Annotated in this window: 19 protein-coding genes, 1 tRNA gene and 1 riboswitch; of the genes, 17 read left to right on the top strand and 3 right to left on the bottom strand. The window is 47.6% G+C overall.

What is annotated here, in order from left to right:
- Positions 1 to 196: 196 nt before the first annotated feature.
- Positions 197 to 631 carry an endonuclease domain-containing protein gene (locus M662_RS04980; RefSeq protein ID WP_008634550.1) on the top strand — a complete coding sequence of 145 codons (435 nt, stop codon included), beginning with the start codon at positions 197 to 199 and terminating at the stop codon, positions 629 to 631.
- A gap of 33 nt (positions 632 to 664) precedes the next feature.
- On the opposite strand, the gene ade is transcribed toward M662_RS04980, so the two are convergent.
- The gene (ade, locus tag M662_RS04985) at positions 665 to 2,410 is read right to left on the bottom strand and encodes an adenine deaminase (protein WP_026578297.1); all 1,746 of its coding nucleotides are present in this window, start codon (positions 2,408 to 2,410) and stop codon (positions 665 to 667) included.
- 94 nt (positions 2,411 to 2,504) lie between these two features.
- Positions 2,505 to 2,606, bottom strand: a riboswitch (purine riboswitch).
- Between the two features lie 133 nt (positions 2,607 to 2,739).
- On the opposite strand from ade, the gene M662_RS04990 reads away from it, so the two are divergent.
- The 10 genes from M662_RS04990 (at position 2,740) to M662_RS05035 (ending at position 11,111) form a co-directional block, all read left to right on the top strand.
- Entirely contained in the window at positions 2,740 to 3,912 is a 1,173-nt protein-coding gene (locus tag M662_RS04990; protein ID WP_201276724.1) for a TraB/GumN family protein, read from the top strand.
- A gap of 177 nt (positions 3,913 to 4,089) precedes the next feature.
- Complete coding sequence (locus M662_RS04995; protein WP_026578299.1) at positions 4,090 to 4,593, top strand: hypothetical protein; 504 nt, start codon at positions 4,090 to 4,092, stop codon at positions 4,591 to 4,593.
- A 169-nt stretch (positions 4,594 to 4,762) separates the two neighbouring features.
- Positions 4,763 to 5,215, top strand: coding sequence for a hypothetical protein (locus M662_RS05000; RefSeq protein ID WP_008634557.1), 453 nt, complete (start codon positions 4,763 to 4,765; stop codon positions 5,213 to 5,215).
- 185 nt (positions 5,216 to 5,400) lie between these two features.
- Positions 5,401 to 5,474: transfer RNA gene (locus M662_RS05005), tRNA-Gly, on the top strand.
- 131 nt (positions 5,475 to 5,605) lie between these two features.
- Positions 5,606 to 7,315: an ABC-ATPase domain-containing protein gene (locus M662_RS05010; protein WP_026578300.1), complete on the top strand. Its 1,710-nt coding sequence runs from the start codon at positions 5,606 to 5,608 to the stop codon at positions 7,313 to 7,315.
- 16 nt (positions 7,316 to 7,331) lie between these two features.
- Positions 7,332 to 8,465 carry a tRNA epoxyqueuosine(34) reductase QueG gene (gene queG, locus M662_RS05015; RefSeq protein WP_008634559.1) on the top strand — a complete coding sequence of 378 codons (1,134 nt, stop codon included), beginning with the start codon at positions 7,332 to 7,334 and terminating at the stop codon, positions 8,463 to 8,465.
- Positions 8,466 to 8,538: 73 nt separating this feature from the next.
- The gene (locus tag M662_RS19675; protein WP_008634562.1) at positions 8,539 to 9,093 is read left to right on the top strand and encodes a methylated-DNA--[protein]-cysteine S-methyltransferase; all 555 of its coding nucleotides are present in this window, start codon (positions 8,539 to 8,541) and stop codon (positions 9,091 to 9,093) included.
- A gap of 75 nt (positions 9,094 to 9,168) precedes the next feature.
- Entirely contained in the window at positions 9,169 to 10,032 is an 864-nt protein-coding gene (locus tag M662_RS05025) for an amidase domain-containing protein (protein WP_008634564.1), read from the top strand.
- Positions 10,033 to 10,083: 51 nt separating this feature from the next.
- On the top strand, positions 10,084 to 10,560 hold the full coding sequence (trmL, locus tag M662_RS05030) for a tRNA (uridine(34)/cytosine(34)/5-carboxymethylaminomethyluridine(34)-2'-O)-methyltransferase TrmL (RefSeq protein WP_008634566.1): 477 nt from the start codon (positions 10,084 to 10,086) through the stop codon (positions 10,558 to 10,560).
- Positions 10,561 to 10,883: 323 nt separating this feature from the next.
- Entirely contained in the window at positions 10,884 to 11,111 is a 228-nt protein-coding gene (locus M662_RS05035) for a hypothetical protein (protein ID WP_008634568.1), read from the top strand.
- Positions 11,112 to 11,152: 41 nt separating this feature from the next.
- Here the strand turns inward: M662_RS05035 and lipA are convergent, their stop codons facing one another.
- A complete protein-coding gene (gene lipA / locus M662_RS05040; protein WP_008634569.1) occupies positions 11,153 to 12,097 on the bottom strand; it encodes a lipoyl synthase in 945 nt (314 codons plus the stop codon).
- 17 nt (positions 12,098 to 12,114) lie between these two features.
- On the bottom strand, positions 12,115 to 12,930 hold the full coding sequence (locus M662_RS05045) for a lipoate--protein ligase family protein (protein ID WP_008634570.1): 816 nt from the start codon (positions 12,928 to 12,930) through the stop codon (positions 12,115 to 12,117).
- 200 nt (positions 12,931 to 13,130) lie between these two features.
- Between M662_RS05045 and M662_RS05050 the strand changes: the two genes are divergently transcribed.
- The 6 genes from M662_RS05050 to odhB all read left to right on the top strand — a co-directional run bounded on the left by M662_RS05050 (position 13,131) and on the right by odhB (position 23,515).
- The gene (locus M662_RS05050; RefSeq protein ID WP_026578302.1) at positions 13,131 to 13,310 is read left to right on the top strand and encodes a hypothetical protein; all 180 of its coding nucleotides are present in this window, start codon (positions 13,131 to 13,133) and stop codon (positions 13,308 to 13,310) included.
- A gap of 212 nt (positions 13,311 to 13,522) precedes the next feature.
- Positions 13,523 to 15,418: a PrkA family serine protein kinase gene (locus M662_RS05055; RefSeq protein ID WP_008634571.1), complete on the top strand. Its 1,896-nt coding sequence runs from the start codon at positions 13,523 to 13,525 to the stop codon at positions 15,416 to 15,418.
- Positions 15,419 to 15,503: 85 nt separating this feature from the next.
- Positions 15,504 to 17,036, top strand: coding sequence for a Ppx/GppA family phosphatase (locus tag M662_RS05060; protein ID WP_026578303.1), 1,533 nt, complete (start codon positions 15,504 to 15,506; stop codon positions 17,034 to 17,036).
- 31 nt (positions 17,037 to 17,067) lie between these two features.
- Positions 17,068 to 19,167: an RNA degradosome polyphosphate kinase gene (locus M662_RS05065; RefSeq protein ID WP_035388417.1), complete on the top strand. Its 2,100-nt coding sequence runs from the start codon at positions 17,068 to 17,070 to the stop codon at positions 19,165 to 19,167.
- Positions 19,168 to 19,421: 254 nt separating this feature from the next.
- Positions 19,422 to 22,232, top strand: a complete 2,811-nt coding sequence (locus tag M662_RS05070; protein WP_051348973.1) for a 2-oxoglutarate dehydrogenase E1 component — start codon at positions 19,422 to 19,424, stop codon at positions 22,230 to 22,232.
- Positions 22,229 to 23,515, top strand: coding sequence for a 2-oxoglutarate dehydrogenase complex dihydrolipoyllysine-residue succinyltransferase (gene odhB, locus M662_RS05075; protein WP_008634575.1), 1,287 nt, complete (start codon positions 22,229 to 22,231; stop codon positions 23,513 to 23,515). Before M662_RS05070 ends, odhB begins: the two co-directional genes overlap by 4 nt.
- Positions 23,516 to 23,575: the final 60 nt, after the last annotated feature.

The following is a 23,575-nucleotide window of genomic DNA, read 5'->3' on the forward strand; positions in this document are numbered from 1 at the left end:
CTTATAACAGGATAACGTCTTTTTTGTTTTACAGATAGGGTCTTCCTTATTCAATTAAAAACATGGTGAAAGACTGTGGAAGCTGTCGATCACTTCTAAAAAGTGGGGACACACAAAGAGGTACAAAATGGTCATTTTCGTTCTTTTACGAATAGAATGCCAGGGTGTTTGGATAGAATGGTAGTGGGTGATAAAGATGAATATGATGATGTTTTTGGAATACGCTGCTTTCATGGGTCTGCTGATTCTTTCTGTTGTCCTCATTCTGCGTATCAAAGGGGAGGAAAGAGTTCCGTCCTTGGATGAGAAGGACATCCTTTCTTCCACGATTGTGAAGAAATTGTACAGCGAACTTGTGTCGCATGGACTTCGGCCGGCTCTCCGTCATCAGGTGGGGAAATATCAGGTGGACGTTGCTTTTCCTTCCGTGAAAATTGCAGTGGAGGCTGTGGAACATGACTTTTTGGTCTCCTCTCCGGCAATGAATCAGGAATGGGAGAAGGATGAGTATCTGAGGAACCATGGCTGGAAGATTCTTCGTTTCAGTGGAGCGAGGATTGAAGAAGACCTGCCGAGAGTGGTCGAGAAGATCAGTCGGGAACTAAGTGTGAAATCGAATTCAAGCTCATAAAAACGGCCCGGCGAAGTCGCCAGGCCGTTTTATTTATGAACAGGAAACGTCAATATGACGAAGTTTAGTAACGTCGAACAAGCCTTTGTCTGTCAGTTTCAGAGACGGGATGACCGGCAGTGTGAGGAAGGATAGGGTAAGGAATGGATTGAAATCTCCTTGGAACCCCTGCTCCTTTAATGAATGGTGCACATGATCCAAGGCGGCATTAACTTCTTCTGCCGTTTTGTCGGACATCAGACCTCCGATAGGAAGCGAGAGGGATGCGACAGGCTTTCCATCGACAACGACAGCAAGTCCGCCGTTTATGTCTGAGAGATGCTTGATTGCTTGGATCATATCATGATCATTCGTACCGACGGCGACAATGTTATGGGAATCGTGGGCAATCGTTGTAGCAATGGCTCCGCGCTTTAAGCCGAGTCCTTTCACGACACCGAGTCCGATATTGCCTGTTTGATGATGACGTTCCACTGCAGCCAGCTTCAACTGATCTTTTTCCACAGAAGGAAGGAAAGAGCCGTTCTCTACCTGGACATGTTCCACGTTGTGGTCGGTTCTCAGGCTGTTAGGATTGATTTTTATGACGTTAGCTTTGGAGGATTCCATCGGGATTTTCAGTGAAACTTCCGACAGTTCCGGCAGGTGGACAGTGTTGGTAATCGCTGATGCAAGGTCCTTCCTGCCCGGAGCAGGTCCGATGTAGGAACCATTTTTGGCAACATGCTTTCCTTCCTTATAGACATCTGAGATTACAGGATCATTCAAGTCGTCAAACAAGATCAAATCGGCTTTATATCCGGGAGCGACAGCCCCTTTATCAGTCAGTCCGTAACATTCTGCAGCATTCAGGGATGCCATCTGGATGGCTGTCATCGGATCTGTCCCGTTTGCTATGGCCAGACGGACATGATGATCGATGCTGCCGTTTCGAAGCAGATCATCGATATGTTTATCATCGGTGCAGAAGAAGAAGCGCCGTGAATTGTGAGGCTTTACTGCTGGAAGCAGGGCAAGCAGGTCTTTGGCAACCGATCCTTCCCGCATCATGACATACATCCCTCTCCGGATACGTTCAAGGGCGTCTCCCGGCGTGTTGCACTCATGATCCGTCAGGACACCGGCAGCTCTGTAGATGTTAATGGCGTGCGGGTCCAGACCTGCCAGGTGACCGTCAATCTTTTTCCCTTCCAGGGTCGTGGACGTCAACTTGCCGATGAGATCGGGTGCGGCGCTCCGGAGGGAGGGGTAGTCCATCACTTCTGCCAGGCCAAGTACTTGGGGATGGTCATAGTAGGGACGAAGATCTTCATCCATGAGACGGGCACCTGCGTTTTCGAACGGTGTGGCGGGGACACAGGATGGCAGCATGAAATGCATATCCATACAGGTATCCTTCGCCTGATCGAGCATGAACTGGATGCCGCGGTTTCCACAGACGTTGGCTACTTCATGTGGGTCTGTAACGATCGTCGTCACGCCGTGAGGAAGAACGACTCTCGCGAATTCTTCGGGAGGAACCATAGAGGATTCAATGTGGACATGTCCGTCGATGAAGGCAGGAGCAATGTACTTCCCATGGGCATCGATTACTTCGTTTCCATCGTATTCGCCGATTCCTGCAATCGTGCCTTCTGTGATGGCTATATCTGCTTCCAGGACTTCCATATTGAAAACATCGATGATGCGCCCGTTCTTAATGACGACATCAGCGGGAACATCCTTATTGGCTGTCCGGATGCGTTTCGTTAGTATATCTTTGGGTGTATTGGCTGTCATAATGGAATCTCCTCCTTTTGATGAAAAAACCCCCTAGCATTTTTTCTAAAACTAGAGGGTACAAAAGAAGGACAGGCTGTGTGTCGTACATGCACATGCAGCCTATCCCTCTCGTAGTCAAACCATTTACGGTAGTTCGGTAGAAACGTTTGGACCCTATTTCCAAATATATACGAGCTGTATGGATTTATTATAGAGATTTTATCTTTCTCCTTTCCGTTTGTCAACGCCCGGGATAAATCAGGGGAAAGGATTCTCTTTTAAGGGAATCTAGTTTAATATGGTAGAAGAGAGGTAAATTTCTGACTTAAGACAAAGGAAGGTTTTTGATGTCTATAATGGAAGAGAATATAACAAGGATACATATTGGTGAGAAGGAATTCATTCTTATCGGTACTGCCCACGTGTCGAAGCAGAGCGCAGAACAGGTGAAGGAAGTCATCGAAGCGGAACGGCCGGACTCTGTTTGTGTCGAGCTCGATGAACAGCGTTTTGAATCGATCCGTGACGGGGACCGATGGAAGAATACAGATATATTTGAAGTGATCAAAAGTAAAAAAGCGTCGTTGCTGCTCGTCAACCTGGCGATCTCTTCGTTTCAAAAGAAGATGGCGAAGCAATTTGGGATCCAGGCGGGCCAGGAGATGATCCAGGGAATCGAATCAGCCGAGGAAACGGGAGCGGAACTGGTTCTTGCCGACCGTAACATCCAAATTACTTTTGCAAGGATTTGGGGAAATATCGGTTTTAAGGGAAAGGCGAAGCTGCTTCTCTCGATCATTTACGGGATCTTCAGTAAAGAGGAGATATCAGAGGAAGAGTTGGAGAAGCTGAAAACACAGGATATGCTGGATGGTATGCTCCAGGATATGACGGATAGTTTCCCTACGTTGAAGAAGCCGTTGATCGATGAGCGTGATCAGTACTTGGCGCATTCCATCAAGCATGCTCCGGGGAATAAAGTGGTCGCTGTTTTGGGAGCTGCCCACGTTCCGGGGATCAAAGAAGAGATCCATAAAGAGCATGACTTGAAGAAATTGACGGAGCGGCCGAAGAAATCAAAAGCGCCGAAGATCATCGGTTGGACGATTCCTTTATTGATATTGTCGGTCATTGTCTATACGTTCTTCTCCAACCCTGCCGCAGGGACGCAGCAGACCATCAGCTGGATCCTTTGGAACGGTTCTTTTTCGGCCTTAGGAACCGCTGTCGCCTTAGCTCATCCGCTGGCAGTTGTGACGGCCTTCATCATGGCACCGATCACTTCGTTGAATCCGCTGATTGCAGCAGGCTGGTTCGCGGGTATTGTCCAGGCGTACTTCCGACGTCCGAATGTAGGAGACTTCGATACGCTGTCGGATGATGTGACGAGTGTGAAAGGCTTTTGGAATAACAAAGTGACACGGATCCTTCTCGTAGTCGTTCTTGCCAACCTCGGAAGTTCTTTAGGTACGTTTATCGGTGGCGCAGACGTCATTCGCTTGTTTATCCGAAATTTATAAGTGGAGAATGGGTAATCTTTGGACATTGCTTCCCTGTGGAGGGAGGCGATGTTCTTTTTTATATTCTTTTGTTTTTTTCTGACATCCGTTTACAGTAATTTTTTGTAATGTTACAATCATGTTACAAAGTGTCGAAAAATTCCTTTTGTTCAGAGGGATAAGGAAGGAACGGGGTAAATGAGCAGGTTTGTGAAAGTCACGTCCATACTGGGAATTGCAGCAATCAGCTTTGGAGTGTGGCAGTTAAGTCAGCAGGATAGTCAAGCGAATATAGAAGCAAGTCCAAAGGAAACCATCAGCGAGCATTCACAAACTTATCAGAGGATACACATTGACAAAGAAGAAGCGGAAGAACAGAAGGTATCCTTACGAGCGCCTGTGGATGCACGGACAGTCAGATCTTTCAAGGAAGCGGTGGAGAAGCAAAAGGAAGTAAAGGTATTAGTGGAAGGCGTCGGTGAACCAGAAGGAAAGGAAGAGCCGAAGTGGTCTGATATAGAGAAAGATAGTAAGGAAAAAATGCAGTTGTTGGATAAATTAACGGGCTTATCGGACAATGATATTGTGGAAGAATTCGCAAAAAAGGCCAATCATAAGCTGGAACGTGCATTGGATAGCAAACAGGCAGCGGAATACATAGAAACGGTAGAGCTCTTCCATTACATCTCCGAGCAGTTATGAGGAATGACGTCAACGGGAAAAGAAGGAACGATGTCGAAACTATCGAACTTTCGAAACCCCTTGAAGTATCGTGATTGGTAAATATTGTTTATATTTGCCAGCATTCGTTTTAGCAGCTCTTGAAACGGGGACTTGAACAGAGAAAGCAAATAAAGGAGGTTTTCTATTCATGTCCCAAACACTGAAGGAAAGACTAAGTACGGAAGAACTGGGTCACCTGCAAAGAGCCGCTGTACTGGAATTTACGGAAGACCTGTTTGAGTCTGATAACTATTGCTCGCTCGAAGCTGCCGATTCAGACCTGGATCAATTATTTATTGTCAATCGGAACGATCGTACGTTGACAGTGCTCAGTATGTCCAAGGACATGTCGCTGAAGAAGGAAACACTCTTTACAGATCGGATCATTTCCATGAAAGAATACTTCGAGGATTACAGCATGAATGAGAATACAGCTCCCCGGAAGATCGAAGTCGTTTTTGATGGGGGACGGACCCTGTTGATCGAACCGGATCTCTCCGGTGAGAAGGCCGAGATGTACAAAAAGCCTGAAATCGCCCGGCAGGTCCAAGAGGAGTTTGAGAATCTGATTGCAGCATTAAAGAATACCGTAATTCTGTAAAAAGAAAAGAGACGGCCCGCATCCACGGATGCGGGTCGTCTTTTGTTTGGACATTGTGTATTGCAACACGCTTAACACGATCCTGTCATGAAAAAACAATATTCGACAAGAAATTGCAAATTAATTGTTGCATGGTTAAAAAACGATTGTTATAATAGCAAATGTACTTCCGATGAGGGAGACATGCGGGTGTAGTTTAGTGGTAAAACCTCAGCCTTCCAAGCTGATGATGAGGGTTCGATTCCCTTCACCCGCTCCAAAAGCTATTATTTTTTATACTTATGTGAACCAACGCAGTGTTTCGTTAAATGGATAACGAAGCATTGCGTTTTTTCTTGAGGAAAAATGGATACATCCTATAGTAGAACTACAAATCAGGAGGAATCCACTATGAACCGGTTACAGCAGCAACTGAAACAGATAGATGGTAAAAGTTATAAAGCATACAAGCAGCTTCAGGGGAATTATCGTTTCCCGAATTACGATTTATTCTTGGATTATGTCCAGGGGGATCCGTTTGCATCCCCGTCCAAAATCAGAATCCGAATCCCGGATAAACAGCGGGAAATGAAAGCGAGTTGGAAAGACGGGAGCAGACGGAAGTATTACACGGAAGACAGATTGACAAGAGCCGTGGCAAAAAGGATAAGTAAAACCCAGACGAGTGTGAAAGGGAGCGGCAAAAGCGGAATCGTTTCTGTCGATCGTCCCGGTCAGGAAATATTGGAGCGGACGGCTGTTCAGTTGGAGAACGATTCTGTGGTCGTTTGTCTTACGGTAGGTCTGCCTGCGAATGGGAGACGGATCAATGGGAAACAGGCAGAGAAACTGTTCTTCTCTATATTACCGGAAATCATGAAACAGTCGATTTTTAAAATCAAGGATGAAGAATTGGAAGCAGCCTGCCAGCTTGCCGATCAGCATGAAGCGATTCTCCGTGAAATGAAGAAGAACGATTGGATTTCGTTTATAGCAGACGGTTCAGTCCTTCCAAGGGAGAGCGGCATCAGTCAGCGCCCGATGAAGGACGCGGTACCGTTCCGGAGCCCGGAGGAGAAGCGGGTGTCCTTCTCCATTCCACACAGAGAGGAACCGTTGACGGGGATGGCTCTGAACAAAGGAATTGTATTGATTGTCGGTGGAGGTTATCATGGTAAAAGTACCCTCTTGAATGCAATGGAGCGGGGTGTGTATCCTCATATTCAAGGGGATGGAAGGGAGTATGTGCTGACGGACCCCGATGCAGTCAAAGTTCGTGCGGAGGATGGCCGTCAGGTGACGAATGTAGATATTTCCCCATTCATCAAAAATCTTCCTCATGGTGCAGATACGACGACTTTCTCCACAGAAAACGCCAGCGGCAGCACGTCACAGGCCGCGAATGTAATAGAAGCTTTGGAAGCAGGTGCTACGACGCTTCTCGTCGATGAAGACACGAGTGCTACGAACTTCATGATCCGTGATGAACGGATGCAGCAGCTTGTTGTACAGGAGAAGGAACCAATCACTCCTTTCCTTGATAAAGTCAAGCAGCTCAGAGATGGCTTGGGAATCTCTACGCTCCTCGTGATGGGCGGATCCGGAGACTATTTCCAGGTGGCCGACGACGTCATTATGATGGATCAATACATTCCTTATGATGTCACGAAGAAGGCAAAGCAAATTGCCGAAGCGTATCCGACCGGACGTACGACCCAGGAGCAAGCGGCTTTTGGAACCCTGCCGAAGCGGGCGTTCCTTCCGAGTACTATCCAGGCACAAAAAGGCAGGAAGGAAAAGATGCAGGCGAAAGGGTTGAAAAGAATTCTCATGGGGCATACCGATATAGAGTTGGACGGGATCGAGCAGTTGATCGATTCGTCCCAGACGAGAATGATTGCCGATATTCTGCTTCATTTGGAGAAGAGAGGCATCTGGAAAGAAGAACGGAGTGTATCGGAAATACTCTCCATGATTGAGAAACAAATGAACGAAGAGGGGCTGGCATCTTTTGCACCTTTCAAAAACCAGCATCCCGGGGAGCTTGCCAGACCACGAATGATGGAAATAGCAGCGGTACTCAACCGCATACGGACAGCTAAAGTTAAAGACTTACGATAGAAAGGAGAGGACCAGGGTGGATTATCAACAGCTGAAAGACGAAGTCATCGCATACAGCAAAGAAATAGGCATTGATAAAATAGGCTTCGCTGCAGCAGACGTGTTCGGCGAACTGAAGGCACGCCTGATCCGTCAGGAAGAGCTCGGCTATCAGTCCGGATTTGAGAAAGGAAGCGCAGAAGAGCGGACGGAACCGAGTCGCCTTCTCCCGGGGGCACAATCGATCCTGTCGATCGCCCTGGCCTATCCTTCCAAAATGAAAGACGCTCCGAAAAGCAGAAAGGGAGAGCGAAGAGGCCTTTTCTGCCGCGCCTCCTGGGGACAGGATTACCATGATGTACTGCGCGACCGCCTGCAGAAGTTAGGGGAATTCCTTAAACAGAAAGTGCCCGACGCCGAACTGAAGATGATGGTGGATACGGGGGAACTTTCCGACAGGGCTGTGGCAGAGCGGGCCGGTATAGGCTTCAGCGGGAAGAACTGCGCCGTCATCACTCCGGAGTTCGGCTCATATGTATATTTAGGAGAAATAGTTACTAATATCCCTTTTGCCCCGGATGAACCGGTGGACGACAGCTGCGGGGACTGTTCCATCTGCGTGGATGCATGTCCGACCGATGCTCTCGTGCAGGGCGGGCAGTTGAATGCCCAGCGGTGTATCGCTTTCCTTACGCAGACGAAGGATTTTCTTCCGGATGAATTCCGAACAGTGATCGGCAATCGCCTCTATGGATGCGATACCTGTCAGACGGTCTGTCCGAAGAACAGAAAGAAAGATTTTCATAACCATGAAGAATTCGAGCCGGACCCTGAAGTTGTGAAACCAAAATTGGTTCCGCTCTTATCCATTTCCAATCGAGAATTCAAGAATACCTATGGTTCTATATCAGGATCCTGGAGAGGTAAAAAACCTATTCAGCGTAATGCTATCCTCGCGCTCGCCCATTACCGGGATGAGACGGCCGTTCCGGAGTTGATCCGATTGATGAAGGAAGATCCACGTCCGGTGATCCGGGGGACATCTGCCTGGGCACTCGGCAAGATTGGAACAGAGGACGGCAGGGAAGAGATCCTTAAGGCAATGGAGAAAGAAGAGAACGATCAGGTACGGGTGGAAATGGAGAAAGGGCTCCAATTTGAGAAACTATAAGCGCCTGTACCTTTTCATCTATCTACAGCTCTTGTATAATAGAAAATAATGTTAATTGAAGAAGGGGTTGACCATGAACCATCAGTCTTTCTTATATCATGACACATTCGAGACTCCTTTAGGTGCTGTTACAGTACTTGCGAATGATGAAGGGGTCTGCCGCATTGATTATGGCAAATACGAAGATCGGACCGCATTCTATCAAACTTGGAAAAGGAAGCACTTTCTCAAAGGGGAGTTGGTCTACGACCCTGAGCAAACATATGTGGCACAGACGAGGGAGGAACTCCAGGAATATTTTGCAGGCAGGCGTTCGGAATTCCAGGTACCTCTCCAATGTTACGGTACGGACTTTCAACGGCAGGTCTGGCGGACGCTGCACCACCAGATCCCTTATGGAGAAACACGTTCCTATAAGGACATCGCCTCCTATATCCACGCCCCGAAAGCGATCCGGGCTGTCGGAGGTGCTGTTAACCAAAATCCATTTTCTATCGTGGTCCCGTGTCACCGGGTCATTGGAAGTAACGGGAAACTCGTAGGGTATGCGGGTGGAATAGATAAGAAAGAGAAGTTATTAGAGCTCGAACGAGAGCACCATTCCGTAACGGAACATAGAAGCGGCTGATCCTGTTTGGATGAGCCGTTTTTTTCATGTATTCCTATCCTTTTTCATAGATATGAAGGTGGGGAGGGGAGACGGATGAGTGCTGTTCATTTATTACAGCGGTACTGGGAGAGAATCATGGATCGCCTGTTTGACCAGAACGAAGAAGAGTGGCTGAGAAAGAAAGTCGACGCATTAGAAGCGGGTGGGAAGTCGCTGCGACGGGTTACATTTGAACTGAAACCGTACCACCGGGCCGCCTACGACAAGGAGGTCTGTCTTGATTATTTGCTGCACGTCTCCATGTTGGTGAAGGACGGACCGCGAACTTACTTGGAAGAAGGAATATACGAGGGAAGAAGCAGATTCTCTAAAGGGGAGTGGCTGGATCATCGAATCCGAACGGAGCGCCCGGGTACGGATTCCTTAACATCCGCTTTGGAATTCAGTCATTCAAGGGAGAGGGAGGAGAGCCGTTTTACGTACGACAGAAGAGCAGCCGTGCGCTACGCGGACAGGTGGTGGGACAGCTATAACCCGGCTTACCGGCACTTTGATGTCGATTGCACCAATTATGTATCTCAGTGTCTGCGGGCCGGTGGTGCCCCTATGCATGGCTCGCCTGCAAGAAGTAAGGGATGGTGGTATGGAAGTGGGACATGGAGCTACAGCTGGACGGTCGCTCATGCGCTGCGCTGGTATATGAGTGGTGCGCGGAAAGGATTGACGGCTACGGAAGTATCATCAGCCGATCAGCTGTCGCCGGGGGATATCATCTGCTATGATTTCCAGGGGAACGGGCGCTTTGATCATAATACGATCGTAACAAGGAAGGATGCGAGCGGTATGCCGCTCGTCAATGCCCATACATCCAACAGCCGACATCGTTACTGGGCCTATGAAGATTCTACCGCCTATACCCCGTCAATCCAGTACAAATTTTTCCGAATTGACGGATGAACGGTATGTTATAATGGTCTGGTTGATTATGACTAGACTGAGGTGAAAGACATGCCGAACCATATTGTTTTATTTGAACCGGAGATTCCGGCTAATACCGGTAATATTGCAAGGACCTGCTTAGCGACAAATACAGAACTTCATTTGATCCGTCCGCTTGGTTTCTCAACAGATGATAAGATGCTTCGCCGGGCCGGTTTGGACTACTGGCATAAGGTGAACGTCCACTATCATGATTCCATTAAAGAATTGTACGAGGCTTATCCGGAAGCGGAATTTTATTACATTGAAAATTTCGGAACGAAGTCGTATGCCGATTTCGATTTCAGCAGTCCGGAGAAAGATTGGATGTTCGTATTCGGGAAAGAAACGACAGGCATACCGAAAGACCTCCTTGAGGGATTGGAAGATCGCTGCCTGCGCATCCCTATGACAGGGGAAGTTCGTTCTTTGAATTTATCGAACACCGCCTCCATCATTTTATACGATGCGTTGAAGCAGCAAGGCTATCCAAACTTGATCAAATGACAAAAAAGAGTGCGTCCGCAAAGGGAGGCACTCTTTTCCTTATTTCTTAGGTGATCCAGCCTTCGTGTTGTAGCCGGCAGTAAAAATGGCCGTAAGAAATGCAACGCTTACAAGAATGATCAAAGTTAGATTCATCGTCCATCCTCCTTTATTAGCCAGACAAGTCGTTCTGGTCTTTATTATACCTCACTTCCAAATTGAAGGAAATGGCTTGTCCTGCTAATTTTATCCTTTCTCGGATGACAGATGCCTATACGCCTCACCGGGCGTTTACATAGAGTGAAGAGTAGGTGAATAACCAAGGTTGGATTGGAGGAGTAGGAATGAATCAATATTCGTATTACTACCCGAATCACATGCAGGATGGCTTCCGCGATGAAGATGAACGGTTCTTCTTTTTAGGGCCGTTCGCCGGCGGACTGCTCGGCGGTTTTCTCGGAGGTGCACTTGCTCCAGGTTTCTACGGAGGTTTTGGTGGAGGGTATCCGCCACCGCCGCCTCCGTACTATGGCGGATACTACGGACGTCCCCCATACGGCGGTTTCTGGTAAATGGAAAAGGCCCCTCGAATGGAGGGGCCTTTTCGTTTAAGTTAGAAGTTTGTTGTATCCAATTCTTTTCCTTGAGACTCATAGCCTTTCATGTATTTGATTCGGCGCTGAGCGGATGTGGAATTGACTTGTTCATCTGCGTGGTAAGAAGAACGGACCATCGGACCGGCTTCACAGTGTCGGAAGCCTTTATCCAGAGCGATTTGTTTCAGCTCTTCGAACTCATCCGGATGGTAATAGCGTTCCACATTCAAGTGTTTTTTCGTCGGCTGCAAATATTGGCCGATTGTCATGATATCGACATTGTTTTCCAGCAGGTCGTCCATCGCTTGAATAATTTCTTCTTTCGTTTCCCCGAGGCCGACCATGATGCTTGATTTTGTCGGTGTGTTAGGGCGGATTTCCTTAACGCGGCGCAGCAATTCCAGAGAACGGTCGTACATCGCACGAGCGCGGACTTTCTTAGTAAGTCGACGTACGGTTTCGATGTTGTGATTGAAGATGTCCGGCTCTCCAGCCATAAGTGTGTGAAGGCTCTCGTAATCACCTTTCATGTCGGAAGGAAGGATTTCCACCGTGCATCCAGGGACACGTCGGCGAATCGCTTTTACCGTTTCCGCGAAAACGGCTGCACCACCGTCATTCAGATCGTCACGGGCGACAGCTGTGACCACTACGTGTTTCAGTCCCATGATTTCGACAGATTCAGCCACGCGTTCCGGCTCTCCCCAGTCCAATTCGTTCGGAAGTCCGGTTTTTACCGCGCAGAAGCGGCACCCGCGTGTGCACGTATCCCCAAGGATCATAAAGGTTGCCGTTTTACGTTCGCTCCAGCATTCGTGAATATTCGGGCAGCGTGCTTCCTCACAAACCGTGTTCAGTTTCTTCTCCCTCATCAGCTTTTTCAGCCCGGTGTAGGATTTATTCGTGTTGATTTTGATTTTAAGCCAATCCGGCTTTCTTATGTACTCTTGGTCTTTAGCCATGTTGTCCACTCCTTTAATTATCGGGAAAAGTTCCACTCATCCGATTGATATCGTTCTGCGGCGATTTTCTCTACTGTTTTCCATTGATCATCAGAGAGTTCGAAAGGTTCAAGCGTTATGTCCATCCCTTTTTCAAATCCACTCTTAAACGCATGTTTTGTCTCGTTGAAATCAACGGGCTTATCGAGCAGTTGGTTGATGGCAACCGCTTTGTCTCCGAATGCTTTTCGCGCGCGTTCTTTCACCCGTTCATTTTTATATAGGAACATATCGAAAAGCTTGACATCATCTACATCAATCGGGATCGATCCGTGCTGCAGGATGATTCCCTTTTTGCGTGTCTGGGCACTGCCAGCAGCTTTCTTTCCCTCTACAATCAGTTCATACCAGGACGGCTCTTCAAAACATACGGCAGAGCCTGTCACACCAAGTTTACCTTCCGGTACAGCAAAATCAGCTTGGATCCCCAGGTTACGAAACCCTTCTAGGAGTCCTTTGGAAATTACCAAATAGGCTTCTTTCACGGAAGCCGGCATCGCTTCATGTTGTTCTGAGACGATAACACTGTATGTCAGTTCTTTGTCGTGCAGAACAGCCCGGCCGCCGGTTTGGCGACGGACAAGCTCGTAGCCGTGTTTTTTCACGCCATCCATGTCTATCTTACCGTTCACTTTCTGAAAGTACCCTACGGATAAGCCGGCTGGGGCCCAGCCGTAGAATCGGAGGACAGGCGGAATTTCTCCGGCTCTGTGCCAATTCATCAAAGCCTCATCCAGTGCCATGTTCATGGCAGGAGTACAGTGACCGGAATCGACAAAGTACCATGTTTCCATATGCAATCCTTCTTTCTGTCAGTTAAGCACTTTATCACATTAAAATAACCACAATCATTCTAACAAGGGCAATGGAATGTGTCAAAATTTGCAAAGGATGTAAATGTCCTTGTTTTATAGGTTTAATTACCCAGTTACAATGGTTGGTGGCATACATAAGTACAGAATTGTTTTATAATTGAAACAGGAGGGGATGCCTTGTGAATCAGTCTTTGATATCCAGTGTGCTTTTTTTGATCAGCGCTTTCATTTGGGCATTGCTAGCAATCATTTATGAAGAATTCCGACTCCTCAATTTTTTTCTTTTTATTACTTTTCTGGTAATCGGACTGGCGAAGAGGCGCCGGTATCAGGAACGAAGGGATTATGAAGAAGACTGAAATTTCCAGTCTTCTTTTTTTATGGTCAAGATTTGAAGCGGTGCGGCATAGGCATGAAGAAGGTGGACAGCTCAGGTGCTTAAGGGGATGGACCTTCTAACGGTCTCTGGTGTCCGCCTGCATCCTTAATTACGAGTCAGTCACACATGTTTTCGATAATCCAAGCATAGGATGTATTAAAATTCGTCTCTTACGACGGGGGAGGTCGCGAAGTGGACATTTTAAAGAAAATACAAGACCACCGGGAACACGAAGAGGAACTCAAATGGGAAGGTACATTCGCAGAATATTTGGATCTATTGAAAGAACGTCCGTATTTAGCTCAATCCGCACATTCCCGCGTTTACAATATGATCAAGAATGCGGGGGTTGCAGAAGAACATGACCATAAGCGGTATAAATTCTTCGATGAGGATATTTATGGTCTTGATGAAGCGATGGAGAAACTGGTAGAGGAGTACTTCCACCCTGCGGCAAGGCGGTTGGATGTCAGGAAGCGGATCCTTTTATTAATGGGACCGGTCAGTGGTGGTAAATCGACGCTTGTCAACTTGTTGAAGCGGGGAATGGAAGAATACACCCATACAGCGGAAGGCGCGGTCTTTGCCATTAAAGGATGCCCGATGCATGAAGATCCCCTGCATTTAATACCTAACCATTTGAGGAAAGAATTCCAGGAGGAGTATGGAATTCGTATAGAGGGCAGTTTGTCACCTTTGAATACCATGCGGGTCGAGACAGAATATGACGGCCGGATTGAGGACGTTCAAGTAGAGCGTATCTTTTTCTCCGAAGATAAGCGTACAGGCATTGGAACATTCAGTCCATCTGATCCGAAATCTCAGGATATCGCCGATTTGACAGGATCGATCGACTTTTCTACTATCGCCCAGTTTGGTTCGGAATCGGACCCTCGTGCGTACCGGTTTGACGGGGAATTGAATAAAGCGAACCGCGGCATCATGGAATTCCAGGAGATGCTGAAGTGTGATGAGAAATTCCTGTGGCACCTGCTCAGTTTGACGCAGGAAGGGAATTTCAAAGCCGGTAGATTCGCGCTAATATCTGCAGATGAATTGATCATCGCCCATACGAACGAAGCGGAGTATCGGTCTTTCATTGCTAATAAGAAGAACGAAGCTCTCCACTCCCGTATGATCGTGATGCCGGTCCCTTATAACTTGAAAGTGAGTCAGGAAGAGAAAATCTATGAGAAGATGATCCGGGAAAGCGATATAAGAGACGTGCACATCGCACCACATACGCTGCGGGTTGCGGCGATGTTCACGATATTGACAAGGCTTAAGGAGTCGAAGAAAGCTTCCATTGATGTATTGAAGAAGATGCGTCTGTACGATGGAGAAATCCTGGAGGGCTTCAGTGATGTGGATGTCGAGGAGTTGAAGAAGGAGCATGCAGATGAGGGAATGAGCGGAATTGATCCTCGTTATGTCATTAACCGTATTTCATCCACCATCATCAAGAAGGAGTTGACTTCCATCAACGCGCTGGACGTTCTCCGGTCGTTGAAGGACGGCCTTGGAAGCCATGCCTCCATTTCCAGTGATGATAAGGAGCGTTACTTGGATTTCATATCCCTTGCACGGAAGGAATACGATGAGATCGCTAAGAAAGAAGTTCAGAAAGCGTTCGTCTATTCTTATGAAGAGTCAGCTGTCACTTTGATGGATAACTACCTGGATAATGTCGAAGCTTATTGCAACAAAGCAAAACTTCGTGACCCTCTGACAGGAGAGGAGTTGAATCCGGATGAACGTTTGATGCGTTCCATTGAAGAGCAGATCGGTGTTTCTGAAAACGCGAAGAAAGCGTTCCGGGAAGAAATCTTGATTCGTATCTCCGCCTATGCCCGTAAAGGGAAGAAGTTCGATTACCAATCTCATGAACGGCTTAGAGAAGCCATTCAGAAGAAGCTGTTTGCCGACTTGAAAGACGTAGTGAAAATTACGACGTCTACGAAAACACCGGATGAACAGCAGCTTAAGAAGATCAATGAAGTGGTGGCGACTCTCGTGGATGAGCATGGATACAACTCCAGCTCCGCTAATGAATTGCTTAAATATGTAGGAAGTCTTTTAAACCGATAAACTTGTCGTACCCCCGCCTTCGACAGCGAAGGCGGGGGTTTTTCTATGGTATAATGTCGGAAAATGAAGGGAGTGGGGAGAGACGATGCCGAAGAAATATTATGCCATCATCGATGTCGGTTCCAATACCATGCGTCTGGTCATTTACAGGAGAGACAATGGCGGGCGTTTCCGTGAAATTGAAAACGTAAAGGCGGTGGCCCGCCTTAGAAGTCACCTGCAGGATGACGGTACTCTGTCCAACGCAGGTATGGATACCCTTTTAAGAACGTTGAAAGGATTCAGCGAGGTTGTTCTCTCCTATCGTCTGGAAGAGCTCATTTGTGTCGCTACGGCTACCATCCGTCAGGCTGGGAACCAGGAGGATATCATACGTGCTGTATCCGATGAGACAGGGTTTGATATGAGGATTCTTACAGAGCAGGAGGAAGCCTATTATGGTTACCTTGCTGTCGTTAATTCCACACCTGTCAAGGAAGGGATCACGATTGACATCGGAGGAGGCAGTACGGAAGTTACATATTTCAAAGACCGTCAGCTGATCGACTCTCACAGCTTCCCCTTCGGTGCCTTGACCTTAAAGCAGGATTTCTTTGCAGACGATCTTCCATCAGAAGAAGAGCTGGGAGAGCTCCGCAGGTATCTGCTTGAGCAGTTCGGCACGCTCCCATGGTTGAAGGACCGCCGTGTTCCTGTTATCGGAATCGGCGGAGGAGCCAGGAACCTTGTCCAAATCGACCAGAATATGAAGGAATACCCGCTTGCGGGACTGCATCAATACAGAATGAAGGAAAATGACCTTGCTTTCATTAAGAATTATCTGCACACCCTGTCTATGGAAAAACTGCAGAAAGTAGAAGGGTTATCGAAAGATCGTGCCGATATCATCTTACCGGCTACCGAGGTTTTTCACTGTCTATACGACCGGACAGCGGCGACCAGCTTTATCCTCAGCCGTAAAGGGTTGAGGGACGGAATCTTTTATGAACAGTTGACGAAAGATATGGGGACTGATGTGTTTCCGAATGTACTGGAAGAAAGCATCCAGGAACTCGTCAGTGACTATGACTTGAACCTTAAGCAGATTCATCATGTCCAGCACTTGGCTGGTGATCTCTTCCGTGCCCTTCAGGAGAAGGGAATCGGGTCTTTGAATAAGGAAGACTGGCTCGAAGTGAAACGTGCCGGCCACGTGTTTAATTTAGGAGAATATATTGACGGGGAATCGAGTTCTCAACACACTTTTTATCTGCTTGCGAATCGTACGATCGACGGACTGATGCATACGGACAGGCTGCGTCTCGCACTGCTCGCTTCTTTTAAAAATAAAACGGTGTTTAAACAGTTCCTGTCTCCTTTCAAGGAATGGTTTTTAAAAGAAGAACGGAAAAAACTCCGTCTGATGGGGGCACTTCTGAAATTATGCTACAGTCTCGACAGTACGAGGAGGCAGGCTGTGGAGAAGTTGGAAGTTGAGGTGACTTCGGAGGAAGTTCTGCTCATCTGCCATTGTAAAGGAGCGTGGATGGCGGAGGAATACCAGGCGGAAAAGCATAAAAAGCATTTGGAAAAGTCGATCAAGAGGTCTATTACGATGCAGTTTGTGGAAAAGAGATAACGAAGCGAATACGAGATAAAGGGTGATCACCATGTCCATGGAAGATGAGAAGGCGGTGCTGGGGCGGCCGGATTATTATAACAACCGTGAACTCAGCTGGCTCGCGTTTAATGAGAGGGTGCTCGCTGAGGCGCTCGATTTGGATAATCCCTTGATGGAACGGTTGAAATTTCTTGCCATCGGTTCCTCCAACCTGGACGAATTCTTCATGGTCCGCGTAGCGGGTCTGAAAGATCAGGTGAAGGCTGGTTTTAACAAACCGGAGAATAAAGCAGGTCTGACTCCAAAGCAGCAGTTAAAGAGGATTGCGGATACCAACCACCGGATCGTTGACAGGCAATACGACTCTTTCCGCTCTATGAAGGCGGAGCTGAAAGAGGAAGGGATCAACTTAATGAACATGGCGGACCTCTCCAATGCAGAAAAAGCGTTACTGGAAAAATATTTCGATGAAGAGATCTTTCCTGTTCTTACTCCAATGGCTGTAGATGCGTACCGGCCATTTCCCATGCTCTTGAATAAATCGATCAATCTGGCAATTGTCATACGAGATGTTCTGGATCCGGAACAATCTAAGAAAACAGCTATTGTCCAGGTGCCTTCGGTGCTCGACCGTTTCATTCAACTGGATCATCAGACAGACTATCCGTTTATTCTCCTCGAAGAAGTCATCGGTCACTTCATCGGAAAGCTCTTCAAAGGGTATGAAGTAGAATCGATAACGGAATTCAGAATAACGAGAAATGCTGATATGACCATTCACGAAGAAGGTGCTCGTGATCTACTGAAAGAAATTGAGAAAGAATTAAAAAAGAGGAAATGGGGAGCTGCCGTCCGTCTGGAAGTCCGGGAAGGCAAATATGATGAGAATGTTATCCATTTTCTCCGTAAGGTATTGGAAGTAGAAAAAGCCGATATTTATGTGAATGACGGACCTTTGGATCTTACTTTTTTGTTCGCGTTCCATGGTGCTTTGGAGAAAGAAAAGGAGCATTTATACTATGAAACATTGATTCCCCAGCCCCCGAAGGATCTGGAAGGAAGAGAAGATATCTTTCAAGCGATCGAGGAGAAGGATATCTTCCTCCATCATCCGTACGAATCATTCGCGCCGGTCGTCGACTTTGTTTCCGACGCAGCGGATGACCCATACGTCCTTGCGATCAAGCAGACGCTCTACCGGGTGAGCGGCGACTCTCCCATTATCGATGCTTTGAAACGAGCAGCAGAAAACGGCAAGCAAGTGACGGTGTTAGTGGAGCTGAAGGCCCGGTTTGACGAAGAAAACAACGTTCAATGGGCAAAAGAATTGGAAAAGGCAGGCTGTCATGTCATTTACGGGATGACATACCTCAAGACCCACAGCAAAATTACTCTCATCGTCCGGAAGAAAGAAAAAAAGATTGAGCGGTACGTGCATTTAGGCACAGGGAACTATAATGACCAGACGGCATCGTTATACACCGATATGGGCATCTTCACCGCTGACGATCCATTCGGAACGGATGCGACCGATTTCTTCAATTATTTGAGCGGCTACACAGAAAAACCGCAATTTCATTATCTTTCCATGGCTCCGTTCGATATCCGTAATGATTTTATCCGCTGCATAGAACAGGAAATCCGTTTTCATGAAGAATATGGGAACGGCCGGATCATTGCAAAGATGAATTCACTGACGGATAAGTATTTGATTATGAAGCTCTATGAAGCTTCCCGAGCGGGCGTTCACATCGATCTGATCGTCCGCGGCATCTGCTGTCTGCGTCCGGGTATCCAAGGGGTGAGTCAGAACATCCGTGTCATCAGTATTGTCGGACGGCTTCTTGAGCACAGCCGGATCTATTATTTCCACCACCACGGACAGGATAAACTCTTTCTGTCTTCTGCAGATATGATGACAAGGAACATGGTCAAACGGGTGGAACTCCTGTTTCCTGTGGTTGAACCTGCGATTAAGCTCAGGCTGAATAAGATTCTGTCTATCATGCTTAGCGATAATGTGAAGGCGAGGGAGCAGAGGAACGACGGCAGTTATGTATATGTGAAGCGGGACCACGGGCAGGAGCAGATTGACAGCCAGCGGCTTCTGTATGACATGGCTTACCGCGTGCTGGAAGATGAAGAATGAGCGTCCAACAGATTATTTGGAAAAAAGTGAAAAAGGCGTACCCATGCGGTCGCCTTTCTTGTTATAATGGTCTTGTTGATATTTTGAAAAAAAACAGTGAAATTTGTTGAATAAGTAAGCGTTTCAATTCTATAATAGTACTTGGACTTGGAAACGTTTTCGAGGAAACGATAGCCAACAATTACTTGGGGGTATTTTACGTGTCTAAACAAGGCTCCAATCAAAGCTTTTGGGAAATTTTCCATGGCCCCAACATGGGGTATATTGAAGAACAATTCGAACAATATGAGAACGATCCTAGTGCTGTCGATCCTTCCTTGCGGGAGATCTTCGAAGAGCACGGGGCACCGGACTGGATGGAAAGCGCACCGGCGTCTGCAGTAGAGACGAACGGAAAGGCGGCGCCTTCAGGGCTGGACGTTGCAAAGATCTCCTCAGCGTTGAAACTTGTTGAGGCTATTCGTCGTCATGGTCATCTTCACGCTAACATATATGCCGTGGGAAGCGATGAACGACCATCAACAAATTTACTTGAACTAGAAACATATGGCCTGAAAGAGCAGGATCTCAAGGAGATGCCTGCAGAATGGGTATGGCCTGATTCGCCTATCAAGCTTGATAACGCCCTTCAGGTCGTCCGTACCTTGAAAGAAAGGTATGCAGGTACTATTTCGTTTGAATTCGGCCATGTGAACAATGAAGATGAAAGAAAATGGCTACTTGATAAAGTGGATACCGGTTCCTATCAGGCATCTTTGAGTAAGGAAGAGAAGAAACAGCTGCTTCACCGGCTTGCAGAGGTGGAGGGTTTTGAAAACTTCCTTGCGAAAACCTTTGTGGCGCAGAAGCGATTCTCCATTGAAGGTTTGGACGTTATGGTTCCGATGCTTGACCATATTATCCAGTCTGCCTCCCTTGATCGTATTAAAAATATCATGATGGGTATGGCCCACCGTGGACGTTTGAACGTCCTTGCGCACATTCTCGGTAAGCCGTATGACAAGATCTTTTCCGAGTTTCATCACTCTCCGGATAAAGAATTGATGCCTTCGGAAGGTTCCATGGGAATCAACTACGGCTGGACAGGAGATGTGAAGTACCACTTTGGTGCGAGAAGAGAAATCGAGAACGGGGAACAATCGGCGACACGTGTAACGTTGAGCCACAACCCTTCCCACTTGGAATATGTTAATCCGGTGGTAGAAGGATTCACAAGAGCAGCTCAGGATGATCGCTCGGAACCTGGCTATCCGGAGATGGACCAGGATGAAGCTGTCGGCCTGCTTATTCATGGAGACGCTGCCTTCATTGGAGAAGGTGTTGTCGCTGAAACATTGAACATGAGTGACCTTCCGGGTTATCGTACCGGAGGAACCGTTCACATTATTGCAAACAACTTGATCGGGTTTACGACGAACAGAAAAGACGGTCGCTCTACAAGGTATGCCAGTGACTTGGCGAAAGGTTTTGAGATACCTGTCGTCCATGTCAATGCGGATGATCCGATCGCCTGCTTGTCTGCGATGACGTTCGCCTATGAATACCGCAAGAAGTTTCATAAAGACTTCCTGATTGACCTGGTCGGCTATCGTCGCTTTGGACATAACGAAATGGACGAGCCGAGATCAACACAGCCGAAGCTCTATAAAGAGATTGACGATCATGCAACGGTCGCGGAAATCTTTGAGAAGCAGCTTCAGGGTGAGGCAATCGTGGAAGAAGGAACGCTTGCCGGGATGAAGGAAGAATTTGAGCAGAAACTCCGCGATATTTACAACAATATGGGAGAACACGAAACAACTTCGCCGGATGTGAAAGATCGTCCAAGCGGGGTGGAGCGTGATCTTGATGAGATTCAAACGGCTATCGGCCGCGATCGCCTTACAAGCCTTAATGAGGGATTGTTGAAACGCCCGGAAGGCTTCAACGGGTTCAAAAAACTTGAAAAGATTTTGCAGCGCCGTGCCAAAATGCTGGATGATGGTCAGAAAGTGGACTGGGCTACGGCGGAAGCGCTTGCTTTTGCTTCGATTCTCGAAGACGGCACGCCGATCCGTATTACCGGACAGGATACCGAGAGGGGGACATTTGCCCACCGTCACCTCGTCCTGCACGACGTGGAAACAGGAGAGACCTATTGCCCGCTGCACGGACTGGAACAGGCAAAAGCCTCCTTTGATATTCATAACAGTCCGCTGTCGGAAGCCGGAGTGATCGGTTTTGAGTACGGCTACAGTGTACAGGCTCCGGAAGCGCTCGTCCTTTGGGAGGCGCAGTTCGGTGATTTCGCCAACGCCGGACAGGTCATCTTTGACCAGTTCATTTCCGCCGGCCGTGCCAAATGGGGCGAGAAGTCCAGTATGGTCTTTCTTCTGCCGCACGGATATGAAGGACAGGGGCCGGAACACTCAAGCGCACGTTTAGAGCGTTTCTTGCAGTTGGCTGCTGAGAACAACTGGACGGTCGCTAATGTTACCTCATCCGCTCAGTATTTCCACTTGCTGCGCAGGCAGGCGGCGATCAGCAATGAAGAAGAAGCGCGTCCGCTTGTCTTGATGACACCGAAGAGTCTGCTCCGTAACCAGCGTGTAGCCGTAGGGAGTCAGCAGTTCGTTGACGGTCATTTCCAATCAATTATGAAACAGCCGCTGCTTTCAGAGAACAAGGATAAGAAGAAAGTGAAAACGCTTCTCCTTGGAAGCGGAAAGATCATGGTTGATATTGAGGATAAAGTGGAGAACAGTGACGAGAGTTTTGAAACGATCGATGCTGTAAGAATTGAACAGATTTATCCATTCCCTGAAAAACACCTGGCAGAGATGCTCGAAACGTATCCGAATTTAGAAGAACTCGTATGGGTCCAAGAAGAACCGCAGAACATGGGTAGCTGGTATTTCGTAGAAGGAATCCTTTATAAGCTGTTGAAAGAGGGACAGATCCACCGTTATGTTGGACGACCTCATCGCGCATCTCCTTCTGTCGGAGAACCGAACATCCATAAAACAGAGCAAAATCGCATTATTCACGAAGCGCTACAGATTTCTAAAGGAGGAAATACGAAATGAAGGAAATAAAAGTTCCTGAATTAGCTGAATCCATAACAGAAGGTACGATCGCAGAGTGGTTAGTGAAAAAAGGGGATCAGGTGGAAAAAGGCGACCCGATTCTTGAATTGGAAACGGATAAAGTAAACGTAGAAGTAAATGCGGACGCAAGCGGCATCATTGCCGAGTTGCTTGCCGGGGAAGGGGATGACGTCGAAGTCGGAGACGTCATCGCCAAAGTGGATGAGAACGGTGAAGCAGGTGGCGGCAGTTCGGAAGTAGAAGGTTCCGCCAAGGAAGAACCGGCACCATCTAACGAAAAACAGGAAAAAGAAGAGCCTGCACAGAAAACGGAAGAGAAGCAGCCGGAAGAAAGCAATGGATCCAAAGACGTCATTGCGACACCTGCTGCCCGCAAACGCGCCCGTGAGCTCGGAATCGACCTTAGCGAAGTTTCCGCACGCGATCCACTTGGCCGCATCCGTCCGGAAGATGTCGACGCAGCAGCAAAAGGCAGCGGAAACAAGCAGGAACAGCCGAAAGCTTCCTCCTCTTCCAAAGAGAAAGAGAAACAGAACAGCTCAGATTCCAGTGATTTCGATAAGCCGGTGGAACGCATCAAGATGTCCCGACGCCGTCAGACAATTGCCAAGCGTCTCGTCGAAGCACAGCAGACATCCGCTATGCTTACAACGTTCAACGAGGTCGACATGACGAATGTCATGAAGCTTCGTAGTGAACGGAAGGAATCCTTCCAGAAGAAACATGATATTAAGCTCGGGTTCATGTCCTTCTTCACCAAAGCGGCTGTCGGTGCTTTGAAAGAGTTCCCGCTTATCAATGCAGAGATTCAAGGCAATGAAATCATTAAGAAGAAATTCTATGACATTGGAATGGCCGTATCTACAGAAGAAGGTTTGGTCGTACCGGTCGTCCGTGACGCCGATCGTCTTGATTTTGCAGGTATTGAGAAAGGTATTGCTGATTTGGCGACAAAAGCACGAAACAAAGAACTTGGTTTGGAAGACTTGCAGGGCGGGTCGTTCACGATCACTAATGGAGGTATCTTCGGTTCCATGCTTTCTACACCGATTCTGAATGCTCCACAGGTCGGGATCCTCGGTCTTCATAACATTGAGAAGCGTGCAAAAGTTATGCCTGATGATTCGATTCAGGTGCGTCCAATGATGTATATTGCCCTTTCCTATGATCATAGAATCGTAGATGGTAAAGATGCTGTTCAATTCCTGAAGCGTATCAAAGAAATGATTGAAGATCCGTTTGATCTTCTATTGGAAGGCTGAGTTATTCACGGAAATAAAGGCTGTGCATCTTCCCTGGGACAGGGGGGAGGCACAGCCTTT

It is taken from the genome of Bacillus sp. SB49 (assembly GCF_000469135.2).
In the GTDB taxonomy this organism is placed as follows: Bacteria; Bacillota; Bacilli; order Bacillales; family Halobacillaceae; genus Halobacillus.